Genomic DNA, 15,651 nt, shown 5'->3' with positions numbered 1-15,651 from the left:
ATAAAAAAGCCTCCTAACGGAGGCTTTTTCTATAGTGTTTTAAATTGTTCTAAAGTTCTGATATCGTTTTCAAAGAACATTCTGATATCGCTCATTTGATAAAGAAGCATTACAATCCTCTCAATACCCATTCCGAAAGCATACCCTGAATATTTTTCCGGGTCAATATTTACATTTTTTAAAACAGCCGGATCCACCATACCGCAACCCATAATTTCCAGCCAGCCTGTTCCTTTAGTAATTCTATAATCCGTTTCAGAGTTTAATCCCCAGTACACATCGATTTCAGCACTAGGTTCAGTGAAAGGGAAATAAGAAGGTCTCATTCTGATTTTGGACTTTCCAAAAAGTTCAGTAGTAAAAAACTGGATGGTTTGCTTCAAATCCGCAAAGCTTACATTTTCATCGATGTATAACCCTTCAATCTGATGGAAAATACAATGAGAACGTGAAGATACCGCTTCATTTCTGAAAACCCTTCCCGGAGATAAAATTCTTATTGGGGGTTGGTTTTCCTCCATATAACGAATCTGCACTGAAGAAGTATGCGTCCTCAAAAGAATATCAGGATTTTGTTCAATAAAGAAAGTATCCTGCATATCTCTTGCCGGATGATATTCAGGAAGGTTAAGTGCCGTAAAGTTATGCCAGTCGTCTTCAATTTCAGGCCCATCAGCTACCGCAAAACCAATAGATTTAAAGATCTCAATAATCCTGTTCTTCACCAGGTTGATAGGATGTCTCGATCCCAGCTCCAAGGGAAAAGCAGGTTTTGTAAGATCATCTTTCTCTACTACGACTGAAGATTCAGAAGCGCTTTTCAGATCTTCTAATTTTATGGCAATAGCCTGTTTTAAAGAATTCACTTTCTGTCCGAATTCTTTCTTCTGATCGTTTGGAACTTCCTTTAATGTTTCGTAAAAATCGTTTAGAACTCCTTTCTTACCATTATACTTGATTCGGAAATTTTCGATCTCCTCTTTAGATGTAGTATTGAAGTTATTTACCTCAACGAGTAGTTCTTCTATCTTTTCTATCATTATTTTACCCTTTCAAAATGTTTTGCAAAAATACGATTTTTCAGTTTAAAAACTTTCTTATTTTATCATAAAAAATCTGCCCCTTATTCAGAGGCAGACTTCAATCACTTATTTCACTTAAATAAAAAAATTATTTCTTTTCTAAAGCTTTAACGTTGATCTGAAGAGTTACCTCATCTTTAATCACTCCGTTTTCAGCAGGAGCCTGGAATTTCACACCAAACTCTTCTCTTTTAATATCTTTAGGTTCAGTAGCTACGGTTACTTCACCTTCTTTTACAGACACATTAGCTTTAAGCTGAAGCGGCTTGGTAATTCCTTTAATGGTTAAATTACCATCCAATAAAGTATTATAATCACCTTCAGCTGCCGGTGTAACTTTAGTAATTTCATAAGAAGCAGTTGGAAATTTTTCAACTTCAAAGAAATCCCCGCTTTTCAAATGCCCGTTCAGTTTTCCTAATTGCTCTGCGTCATCTTTTAAATCCACAGATGTTAATGAATTCATATCAGCAACGAATTTTCCACTTTCTAATTTTCCGTCTTTCACTGTAAGATCACCACTTTCAAACTTAATTGTTCCGAAATGGCTTGTACTTTCAGATTTGAAGACTTTATACCCCTTCCACTCTATTTTACTATTTAAAGTATCCAATGCATATTGAGCACCTTCTTTTGTTGTCGTAACATCATTACTTTCACTTGTAAGCGGTTTGTCTTTTTTACAAGAAACAACAACAGCTGTAGCAAAAACGGCAGGGATAACGAAATAAAACAGTTTTTTTCTCATTTTTGATATTTTTTTATTACGTTCGCTAAGATAATAAAAAAAATAATTCTTTTTTAAAAATACTACATTTGTAATATGCTATTAGAGATAAACAATCTTTATTTTTCACATCGTAAAGACCAGCCTCTTTTTCAAAACCTCAATATACGATTTGAGGAAGGGAAAATCATTGCCCTGGCCGGTGAAAGCGGCTGTGGAAAATCTACATTATTAAATTTAATTTATGGACTTTTAGACTGGGAAGGCGGTGAAATTATTTTTGACGGCACTCCACTTATGGGCCCGAAAGGCAATCTTGTTCCCGGAGAACCTCAAATGAAATTTGTTGCACAGAATTTTGACCTGATGCCTTATTCCACCGTTGCAGACAATGTGGGTAAGTTTATTTCAAATATCAATCTATCAAAAAAAAGAGAAACCGTTCATGAACTTCTTGAAGTAGTAGGCCTGCAGGAATATGCTGATGTTTTCCCAAAAAATTTAAGTGGCGGACAGCAGCAAAGAGTGGCTATTGCGCGTGCTTTGTCTATATTGCCTAAGCTCCTGATCCTGGACGAACCGTTTAGTAATATTGATTTTCCAAGAAAAATAGAACTTCGGGAAAGGCTTTTCAGGTATGTAAAGCAACATAACATTTCCTTAATCATCTCAACTCATGAACTTCAGGATATTATACCTTGGGTAGACCAGATCGTTGTTCTTCAAAGTGGAAGACTGATCCAAAACACCCATCCGGAAGAAACTTATAAAGAACCTTACAATCCTTATGTTGCTAAACTTTTTGGGGAAGTAAATATTTTCACCGATCATGAAATGAAGAATTTTGGGATCTCTAAATTTTCCTATTACCCGCATGAAATTAAAGTTTCGGAAAACGGCATGGATGCAGAAGTTTTGGAAAGCAGGTTTGCCGGTAACCATTATTGGAATAAAGTAAGAGCAAAGGAAAAGGATCTCGTGTTATATACCAACAGCAAAATTGAAGGCCCCGTAAAAATTGTCTTTGCATAAAGCCGAACTGCTAAATGGCGGAAAAAACAAAATTATTATATGTATAAAGTATAAAAGGTAAATTTGGGATTCGGTGATTTTTCCAAAAAAATTAACATATCCTTAATATGCTCATTGTTAGTTTGTGGATAAAAGTCCGGATTCCGGAAATTCATTTTTAAAACTTTTTATTACATTTGTAATTCTATAGCATAAGGAAACTTTTGGTTAATTCTCTTTCTGCCTCCTGGACGAACATTAGCAGAATCCTGCAATCTAGTCTTTGAAAGATTACACTGTCCAATCTTTTCCTTTTTTTGTTTCTTATAACTTCTTATATATCAAAAATGCGTCCCTAAAGACGCATCAATGAATATATTATCAGGTTTTATGCTTTCTTCACGAACTCTGATTTCAAAGCCATCGAACCAAAGCCGTCAATTTTACAATCGATATTATGGTCACTATCAGGTCTCAGGCGGATATTTTTCACCTTTGTTCCCGCTTTTACAGGTTTTGGAGCTCCTTTTACCGGCAGGTCCTTGATAACCACTACAGAATCACCATCATGTAACTCATTTCCATTGGAATCAAGTATTTTACCTTCATTGGCTGTTTCCGCAGCTGCCTCATCAGCATTCCATTCATAAAAACACTGGGAACAAACCGTCATGTTGTCACTAGGATAAGTAAATTCGGAACCACACTTCGGACAAAGAACAATATCACTCATATTTTAATTTTTTGCAAAGGTAGAGTTTTTTAAAGGATCAAGTCAACAGAAAGGTGTAGAGATAAAATCAGGTATCTGGAGAAAAATCACCCACCCTATTTATCTATTTATGTATTAACTATCAACATCTATCGTACCTCCTGTTTCCCATCTCCTTCATCAATCTCAAATCTCAACTATAATTTGTACTTTTGCAGATTGAAAACAGCAGAAGCAATTATGGAACTTATTCACAGAAACCTGGCAATCGGAATTCACGATGCCCTACAGGAGACATTTTTTGAAAAAAACAAATACGCTGATAAAGTTATTGAAAGACTTTTAAAGGCTCACAGAAAATGGGGAAGTCAGGACAGAGCCGTTGTTTCTGAGATTTTTTACAATATCATCCGCTGGAAAAAGCGTTTGGAGTATTATATGGGAGAAGGTGTAAAACCGAATAACATATACAAACTCATTCTTGCTTATTTACTTTGGAGCAAAACAAACTATAAAAAGTTTGAAGAGTTCGACGGGATAAAAATCGCTGATATCATTACAAAGCTAAAAAAAGATACTGTTCCTACAAGAGCTATTGAACACTCTATTCCTGAATGGCTGGCTGAAACCCTTGAAAAAGAATTAGGCGCTGGCTGGGAAAAGGAAATGAGAGCTTTAAATGAGCAGGCTCCTACTGTTTTGAGAGCAAATTCTCTTAAAACAACGCCCAGAGAACTGATCTCTGATCTATCTGATGAAGGTATCGCCTCTTTTACCGTGAGAAATTATCAGGACGCTGTACAGCTGGAAGAAAAAAAGAATGTTTTTTTAACAACAGCTTTTAAAGAAGGATTATTTGAAGTTCAGGATGCTTCTTCACAAAAAATAGGATATTTCCTTGATGTAAAAGAAGGACAAAGAGTAGTTGATGCATGTGCAGGAGCAGGAGGAAAAACACTTCACCTCGCAGCACTAATGCAAAATAAAGGACAGATCATCGCTTTGGATATCTTTGAATGGAAACTAGCAGAACTAAAACGCCGTGCCAAAAGAGCAGGCGCTCATAATATTGAAACCCGTATGATCGCGGACAATAAAGTGATCAAACGTCTTCACGAAAAAGCAGACAGGCTTCTTATTGATGCTCCCTGCTCAGGCTTAGGAGTTTTAAAAAGAAATCCTGACAGTAAATGGAAAATCGACCAGGATTTCATTGATAGAATCAAACTGGAACAACAACAGATCCTTCAGGATTATTCTAAAATCCTTAAAAAAGGTGGAAAAATGGTGTATGCCACGTGCTCTATTTTACCTTCTGAAAACACCGGACAGGTTAAGGAATTTCTTAAAAACAACCCGGACTTCAAACTTATTAAAGACGAAAAAGTAATGCCTAGCGAAGGATATGACGGATTCTATATGGCTCTTATAGAAAGGTTAGCCTAACCAGCCTTACATTATCAATATACTAACTACTCCATTTTCTGGAGTAGTTTTTTTTTACAATACATCATTAATCAAAAAAAATTTCTCAATATTCGTAACATTTCGGTATCCTTGGAATACCTATTCATGAAATGCCATTGAATTTACAGGTAGACATTTGTAAGACATTGTATATTTGTGATAAACCACCCGCACATGTGTAAACGACTTTTATTTGCTTTCTTTGCTTTTCTGTATTATGTTTCATTTGGCCAAACCTATGAAATACAGTATACCAATTCTTACAACGGAAAAATACAGACAGAACAGTCACCGACTTTTATATGGGTTAACAGCAGTGAAAACTTCATCCTTAATAACTCTATCAGGGAACAAAAGAGCGAATATCCGTTTGAAATTACAAAAATTGAAAAACCTTCAAATACAATTGTATCATACGGGTTTTTAAAGCCTGATGAGATTATTTCTACTGCCGATAAAGAATCAGTAGCCAGACAGACCTTTGAATTAACCAATGAAACAAAAAAAATTCTCGGCTACACCTGCCGGAAGGCTGTCACTAAAATCAACTCCAACACCATAGAAATCTGGTACACAGGAGATTTAAAGATAAGTGGCGGACCTTCAGTGCTAGGACAAAACCTGGGATTGGTTCTGGAAATTGAAAGAAATAAAAATTCTCTAATTACTGCCACTTCTATTAAAAAAGTAAAAAAAACCAATATTGCGGATATCATTAAAGGACCCATTACCTCTACAGATCTTTTAGGTTACAAAGACCAGCTTTGGAAAAGCCGCTTTACTACTTTGAAAGTTTTTGAAAACGAAACGATCAACTTCTCGGACGAATCCAAATCCGACGAAAAGATAAAAAGATTTGCAAATGGAACAATTATCTTAAAAAAGGTAAAGTTTCCAAAGATATCTGAAGGAGAAAATGTTTTCATTGAATTAAAACAGCAATCCAATGGTGATGCTTATGACAGAACAGGAACCGTTTTCTTTATTCCTCAGAATAAATCGCAATCCTTTTTTGATGGCCTGGAAAAAGGTGCTAAAACACTTCCGGTATACGAAAACGGAAATGGAAAGCAGTATTATGGCATTATCCCTACAGATAACTATGATCCGAGCATTGAAATGATGCGCTTCTTTACCGCGTTTGGGATTCAAAAATTCAACCACATCCAGCTAAAAGGAAAAGACTGGCAAACAATCAGTCCATACCGTCAGGATATTACGGAACTAAAGCCTTCTTTATCTGATAAAGAATTATGGATTGGAACCTTTATAGGAAACTATGATAAAGGTGGACATACAGTAAATCTGGAGATCACGATTCATAAAAGTGATCAGACTGTTTATAAAAACAATACTGTAATTCCGTTGTTCAATACCGTCAACATCATGGAAATGGCGGGACAGGATTATTCCACGATGTTTAATGCCGCGAAAGGACTCTTCGCAGAATTCACTCTAAAAAAAGATCTGAAAAATGCGCAGTTACGTTATATAACGACAGGCCATGGCGGATGGGAAAACGGAGATGAGTTCGTTCCGAAAGTCAATTCCATATTTGTGGATGGAAAGATGATTTTCTCTTTTACACCATGGAGAACAGACTGTGGTTCATACCGTTTATATAACCCTGCATCAGGAAATTTTCCGGATGGACTCTCTTCATCAGATTTAAGCAGGTCAAACTGGTGTCCCGGGACTATTACGAATCCAGAATTTATTTCATTGGGAGATTTAAAGGCAGGAAAACACAATATCCAGATCAAAATTCCTCAAGGCCCTACAGAGGGCACAAGTTTCAGTTCATGGAATGTTTCCGGGGTTTTATTAGGAATTCAATAAAAAACAAAACCTTCTCGTGATATTAATCACAAGAAGGTAAAAACACAAATGATGAAAAAAAATTATTTCGAGCCACAAAGTAAAAGTAAAAATTCATATAATTAATTACCATATATTAATAAATATCCCATTTTAATTTCGTATAGCTACGCATAGTATTCTTCTGTAAGAAAAATATTAACCAAAATCATATTTATCATTCAATTTAATTAATTAAATTCTTTAAAACAGATTATTTAATTGAAAATATTAACTTATATTTAATTAATGTTTTCTTTTTTAAATTACAAGTCTATTTTTGCTCCTAAATAAATGATAAAAAATGTGTGGAATCGTATGTTTGTTTGACGCGAAACAAAAAACAGAAATATTAAGACCTCAGGTCTTGGAAATGTCAAAAAAAATCCGTCATAGAGGTCCGGATTGGAGTGGAGTTTTTCAAAATGAAAAAGTGGTGTTTTCTCACGAAAGATTAGCCATTGTAGATCCTACATCCGGAAAGCAGCCTTTATTTTCTAAAGATGGGAATATTGTCTTAGCCGTAAATGGAGAAATATATAACCACAGGGAACTGAAGGAAGAATTTCCCAACTATGAATTTCAAACCCAATCCGATTGCGAAGTTATTTTAGCACTTTACGAAAAGTATGGTAAAGACTTTCTGGAAAAGCTTAATGGTATTTTTGCATTTTCGTTGTATGATATCAAAAATGATATTTATCTCATCGCGCGGGATCATATGGGGATCTGCCCGCTTTATCAAGGATGGGACAGAAACGGCAACTTCTATATAGCTTCAGAATTAAAAGCACTGGAAGGAATTTGTAAAACCATTGAAACCTTTTTACCGGGACACCTTATTTACAGTAAAGACGGTATGGAGCTTCAACAATGGTACACAAGAGACTGGACCGATTTTGATCATGTAAAGGATAATGAGAGCGATATAAAAAAACTGAGACAAGGATTAGAAGATGCAGTTCACAGACAGCTTATGAGCGACGTTCCTTATGGAGTACTATTATCGGGAGGATTGGATTCTTCTGTAATTTCAGCGATCACTGCAAAATTTGCCCGTCAAAGAATTGAAAGCGGAGATACCCAGGAAGCATGGTATCCGAGACTGCATAGCTTCGCAGTAGGATTAGTAGGATCTCCTGATCTTGCAGCCGCACAAAAAGCAGCAGAACATATCGGCTCTGTCCATCATGAAGTTAATTTTACCGTTCAGGAAGGACTAGATGCTATACGCGATGTAATTTATCATCTGGAAACCTATGACGTAACAACCGTAAGAGCTTCTACTCCCATGTATCTTTTAGCAAGAGTAATCAAATCCATGGGGATTAAAATGGTACTATCAGGTGAAGGTTCTGATGAACTTTTCGGTGGATATCTATATTTCCATAAAGCTCCGAATGCCAAAGAGTTTCACGATGAAACAGTAAGAAAATTAGGAAAACTTCACCTTTATGATTGTTTAAGAGCCAACAAAGCATTGATGAGCTGGGGAATTGAAGGACGTGTTCCCTTTCTTGACAAAGAATTCATGGACATTGCTATGAATATTAACCCTAAAGATAAAATGATCGATACCGCTGATGGCAAAATAGAAAAATGGATTTTAAGAAAAGCTTTTGAAGATATCCTACCGGAATCTATTGTCTGGAGACAAAAGGAGCAATTCTCCGATGGCGTAGGCTATTCATGGATTGATACCTTGCGTGAAGTGGCAGAGAAAGAAGTTACGGACGAAATGATGGCGAATGCAAAATTCAGATTTCCATTGAACACTCCTCAGAATAAAGAAGAATACAGATACAGAACGATCTTTGAAGAACATTTCCCAAGTGAAACGGCGGCAGCAACAGTTCCGTCTGTACCATCTGTGGCATGTTCCACTCCTATTGCATTGGAATGGGATGAAGCTTTTAAGAAAATGAACGATCCAAGCGGAAGGGCTGTAAAAGTACACGAAACTTCCTATGAGGGATAATATTTGGGGAATAATCAAAGGAGTTTTTGTATACCCTGGTAAAGAATTTTCCAACTCACCTTTCAAACCCTTGGGAACTAAAATTTATTAATCCTGTAGCAATACAGGATTTTCTTTTGAATAAACATCAATAATATTAACAGATTTTAACTAACAATCAAAAATAGTATCTAATAAATAATTATATTTGGAAAACGAAAAAATCAATATTATAAAATGAGAAGAACCGTTACTATCTTTTTTGCTTTATTATCTATAAATTTTGCTTTTGGCCAGGGTAAATTTGGTAAATATCTTAACTCAAAGAAACTTGCACTTACTTATAAGACTGTAAAGGACAACGAAAAAGAAAATTATTATCAACAATATTACTGGCTTGCGAAAGCTGAACAATTAAAAACCTATCCGCACCTTAAGGATGTAAAGCCAGTTGTTCTCTATGAATTTGTGAAAAAAGTAAACCCACAGAATCCAACCAAAAAGCTGGATGCCAGAGGAAAAGAACTACGCGAAACAGCTGAATTATCTTTAAATCAATACTTTAAGAATAAGAATTTTGAAAACAATGCCGTTTTAATGTATAATCTTGAAACGTATGTTGATCCTTCTCAGGGTGAATACTTCACAAAGGTAGATCCTGAAAAAATCAAGGAACTGGTACCTAAAGAGCTTTTTGCCTTCAATTCCCTGAATAGAAAAACTCAGGAGGAAAAGACTTATTACCTTTGGATAGACAAGAAAAAAGATGATTTTAAAATTGTAGATATTATTCCGAGTGAAGAAGATAAAAAGTTTTATGCTTCACTAAAACAATATCTTCCCAACTATAAGTTTTCAAAATATGTTCCTTCTGTAAAAAAAGGGAACAAAACAGATAAAACAGATGTGGATTACTATTACATCATGCCGTTTGAGCAAAATACAGATAACATCGAGTATAAAACAACAGATTTTAAAACTTTCATTTTAAGCCAGTACAGAAAAGCCGGCGATGAATGGAAAGGAGTAGAAAAAACTAAAAAATAAATCAAAAAGTCCTGTGAAATCTCACAGGACTTTTTTAATTTTATACATATTTCTTTATCTAAGAAACAAGTCTTTTAAGTTTCAAAATACATTACATTAGATAATGGCCGGAAGAGAGGGAAAAACCTGTTCAATCCATTTATTTTTATTCCAGAATGATCCCTTCAATTGCCTGATCAGAATAACAAACTTATCGAAAGACTACATTATATAAAGATCCTAGCTGATATAACATGTCTGAAACAAATTCATCTCTAACGTCGATTAAAAAAATCCTTCCACTGATTCTTGCTACCGCTATTTTCATGCAGATGCTTGATTCTACAATTCTGAACACTTCTTTACCTTCTATTGCCAAAGATCTAAAAGAGTCTCCGCTCAATATGCAAAACGCCATAATCAGCTACGTTCTGACTCTGGCAGTTTTCATGCCTGCGAGCGGCTTTTTGGCAGACAGATTCGGAACAAAAAGAGTTTTCATCTTCTCCCTGGTTCTCTTCAGCCTGGGTTCCTTATTCTGTGCATTATCGCAAAACCTCACTCACCTTGTTATTTCAAGAGTTATCCAGGGAGTGGGCGGCAGTTTAATGACACCCGTTGGAAAATTAGCCCTCATTAAAACCTTTGATAAAAGTGAATTATTAAAAGCTATGAATTTCGCTATCATTCCCGCTCTTATCGGTCCTGTATTGGGGCCGTTGGTTGGTGGTTATATGGTGGATTATTTATCCTGGCACTGGATATTCCTTATTAATATCCCAATTGGCTTTTTAGGGATTATTCTGGGAATTAAGTACATGCCTAATTACAAATCGAAGGACGTTGATTTCGATCTCAAAGGTTTTATGATTTTTGCCGCAGCCTCCCTCCTGCTATCCATTTCTCTTGAACTTTTTGGGGATCTTCAGAATATAACACCGGTTCTTTTGATCTTTATCTTAGGATTTCTCTTTCTATATTATTACTATAAACATGCAAAAAAGGAAGGAAATCCTATATTTCCTTTAAATCTTTTCCAGGTGCGAACTTTCCGTGTGGGAATTGTAGGAAATCTGGCTACCCGTCTAGGAATCAGTGCTGTTCCTTTGCTACTTCCCCTGATGATACAAATCGCCTATAAACAAACAGCAGTTACGTCTGGCTGGATCGTTGCTCCCATGGCTCTGACAGCTATACTCGGAAAATCATCAGTCATTAAAATCCTGGATAGATTTGGTTACCGTCAGACGTTAATGGTTAATACATTCGTCATTGGAACATTAATATGCATGCTGGCCATTCCTGATATTCATACGAATCTTCTATGGTTCATCCCGATCATAGCGGTTTTAGGCTTTTTCAATTCTATCCAATTCACCTCCATGAATACCATTTCGATTGCTGATTTAAGAAATTTCCAGACCAGCAGCGGTAATTCATTAATATCTGTAAATCAACAGCTCGCCATTGGTTTTGGAATTGCTTTTGGTCTTATTGTTCTAAAAATATTTGAAAGTACCGATCTTATTAAAGGAGAAATCCATAATGCTTTCCGCTATACTTTTCTTACAGTTGGTTTTCTCACAATATTATCCGGATTGGTATTCCGAAGACTTCATATTTCAGATGGCAAGAATATGAAATCAAAGGAGTAACCCTATTATTTCGACTATAATAAGTCATGAAAACCAATCTGATCCGAACTTAACACAGATCAATGCAATTGATTCTTATCTACTCTATTTTTGTTATTATAAAAAATCAACATTATGATGACAACTAAAAAAGTAGAAATCGTAGTATCTCCAAAGCCTGCCCATTTTGTAGGTGATGGGTTCAGAGTTCATAATTTTATACCCGGTGCATCAGGATTAGATATGAAAAGAATGGATCCTTTTATTATGCTCGATTATAATTCAAAATTCCATTTTAACGGATCTGAGAAACCAAGAGGAGTTGGAGTACATCCGCACCGAGGTTTTGAAACCGTAACCATAGCGTATCAGGGAAAAGTAGAACATCACGATAGTTCGGGAGGTGGTGGTATAATTGGTCAGGGAGACGTTCAGTGGATGACCGCTGCAAGAGGTGTCTTACATAAAGAATACCACGAAAGAGAATGGTCTAAAACCGGTGGAATCTTTCAGATGGTTCAGCTTTGGGTGAATCTTCCAGCGCAGGATAAAATGAGCAAACCTAAATATCAGGCCATCAAAAACTCCGATATGAAGATCGTTGATCTGAAAGAAAACGGGTTTATTGAGGTGATCGCCGGAGAATATGCAGGAAATAAAGGACCTGCAAATACCTTCACTCCAGTACACATGATGAACGCAAAATTAAAATCCGGCGGAAAAGCTGATTTTAATTTTCCTGCTCACTTTAATACTGCTGCCCTTATCATTGAAGGGAGTATTATTGTGAATGGAAATGAAAAAGCAAAAACCGATCAATTGGTATTATTTGAAAACAAAGGAGAGGAATTTAGCATTGAAGCCAGTGAAGACGCAGTGGTACTGATCATTAGTGGAGAGCCAATCAATGAACCCATTGTCCCGCATGGCCCTTTTGTAATGAATACAAGAGAGGAAATCATGCAGGCTTTTGAAGATTTCAATACCGGAAAATTCGGATATTTAGAAGATTAACCATACAGAATTTGGCAATAATTAAATAATCTTAATCTTAAGTCGGTTATTTAATTATTGCTTTTTTATTACCTTTAACATAATACTTTTACTTTTTAAGTATACAGCCAAAAATTTAAACAATGAAACCAGAATTTGAAAATATTCCACTTGTAAAAAATGAATCAAAAAAGAGATTCGAAATTGAAGTAAATGGCCATTTTGCTTTCATTGATTACCGTGAAACCGACAGTCAGATCATTTTAATTCATACGGAGGCTGACCCAGAATTGGCAGGTACCGGAGCCGCCGTAGCAGTTGTAGAGAAAACATTGGTTTACATTGAAGAAAGTCTTAAAAAATTACTCCCGTTTTGTCCTTATGTTTTTGCTTACATTAAAAAACATCCGGAATGGAAACGCATTGTGGACGTAACGTTTGAAAGATATGACCAGCTTTAATATCTAAAAAAAGCTAAATAATTTAATTAAATAACCACCAGCAATCGTAAAGAATCATAATTATGTCAAATATTGGACTTATCATAGAAGAAAAAGCCGCAGATATAGGAAACTTTTTAGTCGGAAGACTTTTACCTTTCCGTGAAAAAAGAGCGGTAGGCCCATTTGTTTTTATAGATCACATGGGACCGTCAGAATTAAAAGATTATCAAAATCTTGATGTACCACCTCATCCCCATATCGGATTATCCACTTTAACTTATCTTCTGGAGGGATCTATTTTTCACCGTGACAGTATCGGAAGTGCCATGGAAATAAAACCGGGAGCCGTCAACTGGATGACAGCAGGAAAGGGAGTGGTACATTCCGAAAGAACTCCGGAATATTTAAGAGAAACTGATAAAAAATTACATGGTTTTCAAATCTGGGTAGGCCTTCCAAAACATCTGGAGCAAAGTGAACCGACGTTCCATCATACGGAGGCAGATGAACTTCCGGTTTGGGAAAATGGAGACATCCACTACAAACTAATTGCCGGAGAAGCCTTTGGAAAAAAATCTCCCGTTCCCGTTCATAGTAAGCTTTTTTTCATTGAGATAAAAACAAAATCGGCACAAAAAATCAGCATCGGACAGGACTTGTACGGTGAAGCGGCCATGTATGTTCTGGATGGCACTGTAAATATCGAAGGAAACACCTATGGCTCGAAACAATTGCTTATTGCAAAGGACACCAAGCTATGTGAGTTTGAAATGAGCGAAAATGCAACCGTCTATCTTTTTGGAGGCGAACCCTTTGAAGAAGAGCGCTTTATATTCTGGAATTTTGTAAATTCGGATAGAGAAGTAATTGATCAGGCTAAAGTAAACTGGAATGACCAGAACCACGATGCCTTTCCTTTAGTTCCAGGAGATGAGGACGAATTTGTTCCGCTTCCTAAAGCAATTCTGAACAGAAAATAATTCCGGACAGAAATTTTATAACGACAAGACACCATGAAAATATTAGCATTTGCGGGAAGTAGCTCTTCCACCTCTATCAACAGAGAACTGGTTAAATTTGTTTTGAAGGATTTTCAAAATGAAGATATTAATTTAATTGACCTTAATGATTATACAATGCCTGTTTTTTCTGTAGATCTTGAAAAAAAAGGATTCCCGGATGCTGCACATGAATTCTTAAAAAGAATCGAAGACTGTGATGTTATTATTTGTTCCCTGGCCGAACATAACAGATCATACAGCGCTGCTTTTAAAAATATATTTGACTGGGCTTCAAGGATTAATGTGAAGGTTTTTCAGAACAAGCCCATGCTTCTCATGAGCACCTCACCGGGTGGTTATGGTGGTGGAAATGTAATGAATACAGCCAAAACGTTCTTCCCCCAGTTCGCAGCGGATATTAAGGAAACATTCTCCTTACCGAAATTCTATGAAAACTTTGATCTGGAAAGTGGTGTCATAAATCCGGATATGCTCAAAGAGCTGAATGAAAAAATCAAAAATTTTAAAACAGAGATTACAAACTGATGACCAAAGGAAGACTGGAAGCGTTCAGTGATGGTGTTTTAGCCATTATCATTACCATTATGGTACTGGAACTTAAAGTACCGGAAGGTGACAGCTGGGCAAGTCTCAAACCGATTATCCCAAAAGTTCTGGCTTATGTCTTTAGTTTTATCTATGTTGGAATTTATTGGAACAATCATCATCACTTGTTCCAGGCAGCCAAAAAGATCAACGGAACTATTCTTTGGGCAAATTTGCATTTACTGTTCTGGCTCTCTTTAATGCCGATTGCTACGGAATGGATAGGTACTACACATTTCGCTAAAAACCCGGTTGCTGCCTATGGAATAGGATTGTTCATGTGCGCCATAGCCTATACAATTATGGAAAACTTAATTGTCCGCTGTGAGGGAGAGAATTCAAAGCTAAAAGAAGCCATCCATTCCAGGTTTAAGGAATATATTTCAATTGTATTTTATATATCCGGAATCGCGACTTCATTTTTTTATCCTTATATTGCTCTATGTTTTTATTACATTGTTGCTCTTATATGGCTGATTCCGGACAGAAGAATCGAAAAATTACTAAAAGAAGAATAATGGAAACACACGAATATACCAACGGAGATCTTACCGTAGTCTGGATGCCTAAGAAATGTATCCACTCTGCAGTTTGTGTAAAAATGTTACCCCAGGTTTATAATCCAAAGGACAGACCATGGATCAAGGTAGAAAACGCAACAACTCAGGAACTCATCAATCAAATAGAACAATGTCCTTCCGGGGCATTGAGTTACAAAATCAATACTGAAAAATAATGGGCGTAACAGTAAAAGCAAGTTTAGGAAAAACAAAATACTATACAGAAGTAGTAGCCGGTGAAAATAAAATCATCACGGATGAACCTTTAGATAAAGGAGGGCAAAACAAAGGATTCAACCCCTTTGAAATTCTTGCCACTTCTTTGGCAAGCTGTACTGCTGCAACCTTAAGAATGTATATTGAAAGGAAGGAATGGGATGTGGAAAAAATCAACGTAGAGGTTGATCTGGAAAATTTCCCCCTTACCAAAAGAGCTGTTTTTAAAAGAGATATCAGCTTTGAAGGAACCAACCTCGATGACGAACAATTGAAAAGGCTGCATACGATTGCTGATGCGTGTCCGATACATAAGATACTAACAAACGATATAGAAATATTAACCAAATTTTCATAAT

The 15,651-nt window shown here is 36.1% G+C and carries 16 protein-coding genes; 13 read left to right on the top strand and 3 right to left on the bottom strand.

Annotated features, from left to right (window positions below; all coding sequences use genetic code 11):
• Nucleotides 1-29 precede the first annotated feature (29 nt).
• Both pheS and ACNFU2_RS18440 read right to left on the bottom strand, forming a co-directional pair.
• Nucleotides 30-1,040 carry a phenylalanine--tRNA ligase subunit alpha gene (gene pheS / locus ACNFU2_RS18445; RefSeq protein WP_172283962.1) on the bottom strand — a complete coding sequence of 337 codons (1,011 nt, stop codon included), beginning with the start codon at nt 1,038-1,040 and terminating at the stop codon, nt 30-32.
• Between the two features lie 130 nt (nt 1,041-1,170).
• A complete protein-coding gene (locus tag ACNFU2_RS18440) occupies nt 1,171-1,830 on the bottom strand; it encodes a YceI family protein (protein ID WP_172283961.1) in 660 nt (219 codons plus the stop codon).
• A 75-nt stretch (nt 1,831-1,905) separates the two neighbouring features.
• Here ACNFU2_RS18440 and ACNFU2_RS18435 point away from each other — a divergent pair, with 75 nt between their 5' ends.
• Entirely contained in the window at nt 1,906-2,841 is a 936-nt protein-coding gene (locus tag ACNFU2_RS18435; RefSeq protein WP_418122617.1) for a sulfate/molybdate ABC transporter ATP-binding protein, read from the top strand.
• Between the two features lie 367 nt (nt 2,842-3,208).
• On the opposite strand, the gene ACNFU2_RS18430 is transcribed toward ACNFU2_RS18435, so the two are convergent.
• Complete coding sequence (locus tag ACNFU2_RS18430) at nt 3,209-3,553, bottom strand: zinc ribbon domain-containing protein YjdM (protein WP_273650805.1); 345 nt, start codon at nt 3,551-3,553, stop codon at nt 3,209-3,211.
• 219 nt (nt 3,554-3,772) lie between these two features.
• Here ACNFU2_RS18430 and ACNFU2_RS18425 point away from each other — a divergent pair, with 219 nt between their 5' ends.
• The 12 genes from ACNFU2_RS18425 to ACNFU2_RS18370 all read left to right on the top strand — a co-directional run bounded on the left by ACNFU2_RS18425 (nt 3,773) and on the right by ACNFU2_RS18370 (nt 15,650).
• Nucleotides 3,773-4,978 (top strand): RsmB/NOP family class I SAM-dependent RNA methyltransferase, encoded by a 1,206-nt coding sequence (locus ACNFU2_RS18425; RefSeq protein WP_273651084.1) that lies wholly within the window; start codon nt 3,773-3,775, stop codon nt 4,976-4,978.
• A 195-nt stretch (nt 4,979-5,173) separates the two neighbouring features.
• A complete protein-coding gene (locus tag ACNFU2_RS18420; protein ID WP_418122614.1) occupies nt 5,174-6,838 on the top strand; it encodes a GLPGLI family protein in 1,665 nt (554 codons plus the stop codon).
• Between the two features lie 322 nt (nt 6,839-7,160).
• Nucleotides 7,161-8,834: an asparagine synthase B gene (gene asnB / locus ACNFU2_RS18415; RefSeq protein WP_273650803.1), complete on the top strand. Its 1,674-nt coding sequence runs from the start codon at nt 7,161-7,163 to the stop codon at nt 8,832-8,834.
• A 216-nt stretch (nt 8,835-9,050) separates the two neighbouring features.
• Complete coding sequence (locus ACNFU2_RS18410; protein WP_172283951.1) at nt 9,051-9,860, top strand: hypothetical protein; 810 nt, start codon at nt 9,051-9,053, stop codon at nt 9,858-9,860.
• A gap of 233 nt (nt 9,861-10,093) precedes the next feature.
• Complete coding sequence (locus ACNFU2_RS18405) at nt 10,094-11,494, top strand: MFS transporter (RefSeq protein WP_172283949.1); 1,401 nt, start codon at nt 10,094-10,096, stop codon at nt 11,492-11,494.
• A gap of 117 nt (nt 11,495-11,611) precedes the next feature.
• Nucleotides 11,612-12,487: a pirin family protein gene (locus ACNFU2_RS18400; protein WP_172284185.1), complete on the top strand. Its 876-nt coding sequence runs from the start codon at nt 11,612-11,614 to the stop codon at nt 12,485-12,487.
• Between the two features lie 122 nt (nt 12,488-12,609).
• On the top strand, nt 12,610-12,927 hold the full coding sequence (locus ACNFU2_RS18395; protein ID WP_172283947.1) for a GNAT family N-acetyltransferase: 318 nt from the start codon (nt 12,610-12,612) through the stop codon (nt 12,925-12,927).
• Nucleotides 12,928-12,989: 62 nt separating this feature from the next.
• Entirely contained in the window at nt 12,990-13,889 is a 900-nt protein-coding gene (locus ACNFU2_RS18390; protein ID WP_273650802.1) for a pirin family protein, read from the top strand.
• Nucleotides 13,890-13,922: 33 nt separating this feature from the next.
• Nucleotides 13,923-14,456, top strand: coding sequence for an NADPH-dependent FMN reductase (locus ACNFU2_RS18385; protein WP_273650801.1), 534 nt, complete (start codon nt 13,923-13,925; stop codon nt 14,454-14,456).
• A complete protein-coding gene (locus ACNFU2_RS18380; protein ID WP_172283941.1) occupies nt 14,456-15,034 on the top strand; it encodes a TMEM175 family protein in 579 nt (192 codons plus the stop codon). Before ACNFU2_RS18385 ends, ACNFU2_RS18380 begins: the two co-directional genes overlap by 1 nt.
• Complete coding sequence (locus ACNFU2_RS18375) at nt 15,034-15,252, top strand: (4Fe-4S)-binding protein (RefSeq protein ID WP_273650800.1); 219 nt, start codon at nt 15,034-15,036, stop codon at nt 15,250-15,252. Before ACNFU2_RS18380 ends, ACNFU2_RS18375 begins: the two co-directional genes overlap by 1 nt.
• The gene (locus tag ACNFU2_RS18370; RefSeq protein ID WP_172283938.1) at nt 15,252-15,650 is read left to right on the top strand and encodes an OsmC family protein; all 399 of its coding nucleotides are present in this window, start codon (nt 15,252-15,254) and stop codon (nt 15,648-15,650) included. Before ACNFU2_RS18375 ends, ACNFU2_RS18370 begins: the two co-directional genes overlap by 1 nt.
• Nucleotide 15,651 lies beyond the last annotated feature (1 nt).

Source organism: Chryseobacterium sp. PTM-20240506, assembly GCF_048296755.1.
Classification (GTDB): domain Bacteria; phylum Bacteroidota; class Bacteroidia; order Flavobacteriales; family Weeksellaceae; genus Chryseobacterium; species Chryseobacterium proteolyticum.
This window is presented reverse-complemented; position numbering and strand designations above follow the sequence as displayed.

Excerpts from the sequence above, each read along its gene's own strand:
- asnB (WP_273650803.1), top strand. The coding sequence starts at position 7,161 with ATGTGTGGAATCGTATGTTTGTTTGACGCGAAACAAAAAACAGAAATA.
- ACNFU2_RS18370 (WP_172283938.1), top strand. The coding sequence starts at position 15,252 with ATGGGCGTAACAGTAAAAGCAAGTTTAGGAAAAACAAAATACTATACA.
- ACNFU2_RS18430 (WP_273650805.1), bottom strand. The coding sequence starts at position 3,553 with ATGAGTGATATTGTTCTTTGTCCGAAGTGTGGTTCCGAATTTACTTAT.
- ACNFU2_RS18420 (WP_418122614.1), top strand. The coding sequence starts at position 5,174 with ATGTGTAAACGACTTTTATTTGCTTTCTTTGCTTTTCTGTATTATGTT.
- ACNFU2_RS18425 (WP_273651084.1), top strand. The coding sequence starts at position 3,773 with ATGGAACTTATTCACAGAAACCTGGCAATCGGAATTCACGATGCCCTA.
- ACNFU2_RS18380 (WP_172283941.1), top strand. The coding sequence starts at position 14,456 with ATGACCAAAGGAAGACTGGAAGCGTTCAGTGATGGTGTTTTAGCCATT.
- ACNFU2_RS18385 (WP_273650801.1), top strand. The coding sequence starts at position 13,923 with ATGAAAATATTAGCATTTGCGGGAAGTAGCTCTTCCACCTCTATCAAC.
- ACNFU2_RS18395 (WP_172283947.1), top strand. The coding sequence starts at position 12,610 with ATGAAACCAGAATTTGAAAATATTCCACTTGTAAAAAATGAATCAAAA.
- ACNFU2_RS18410 (WP_172283951.1), top strand. The coding sequence starts at position 9,051 with ATGAGAAGAACCGTTACTATCTTTTTTGCTTTATTATCTATAAATTTT.
- ACNFU2_RS18390 (WP_273650802.1), top strand. The coding sequence starts at position 12,990 with ATGTCAAATATTGGACTTATCATAGAAGAAAAAGCCGCAGATATAGGA.
- ACNFU2_RS18405 (WP_172283949.1), top strand. The coding sequence starts at position 10,094 with ATGTCTGAAACAAATTCATCTCTAACGTCGATTAAAAAAATCCTTCCA.
- ACNFU2_RS18440 (WP_172283961.1), bottom strand. The coding sequence starts at position 1,830 with ATGAGAAAAAAACTGTTTTATTTCGTTATCCCTGCCGTTTTTGCTACA.
- pheS (WP_172283962.1), bottom strand. The coding sequence starts at position 1,040 with ATGATAGAAAAGATAGAAGAACTACTCGTTGAGGTAAATAACTTCAAT.
- ACNFU2_RS18400 (WP_172284185.1), top strand. The coding sequence starts at position 11,612 with ATGACAACTAAAAAAGTAGAAATCGTAGTATCTCCAAAGCCTGCCCAT.
- ACNFU2_RS18375 (WP_273650800.1), top strand. The coding sequence starts at position 15,034 with ATGGAAACACACGAATATACCAACGGAGATCTTACCGTAGTCTGGATG.
- ACNFU2_RS18435 (WP_418122617.1), top strand. The coding sequence starts at position 1,906 with ATGCTATTAGAGATAAACAATCTTTATTTTTCACATCGTAAAGACCAG.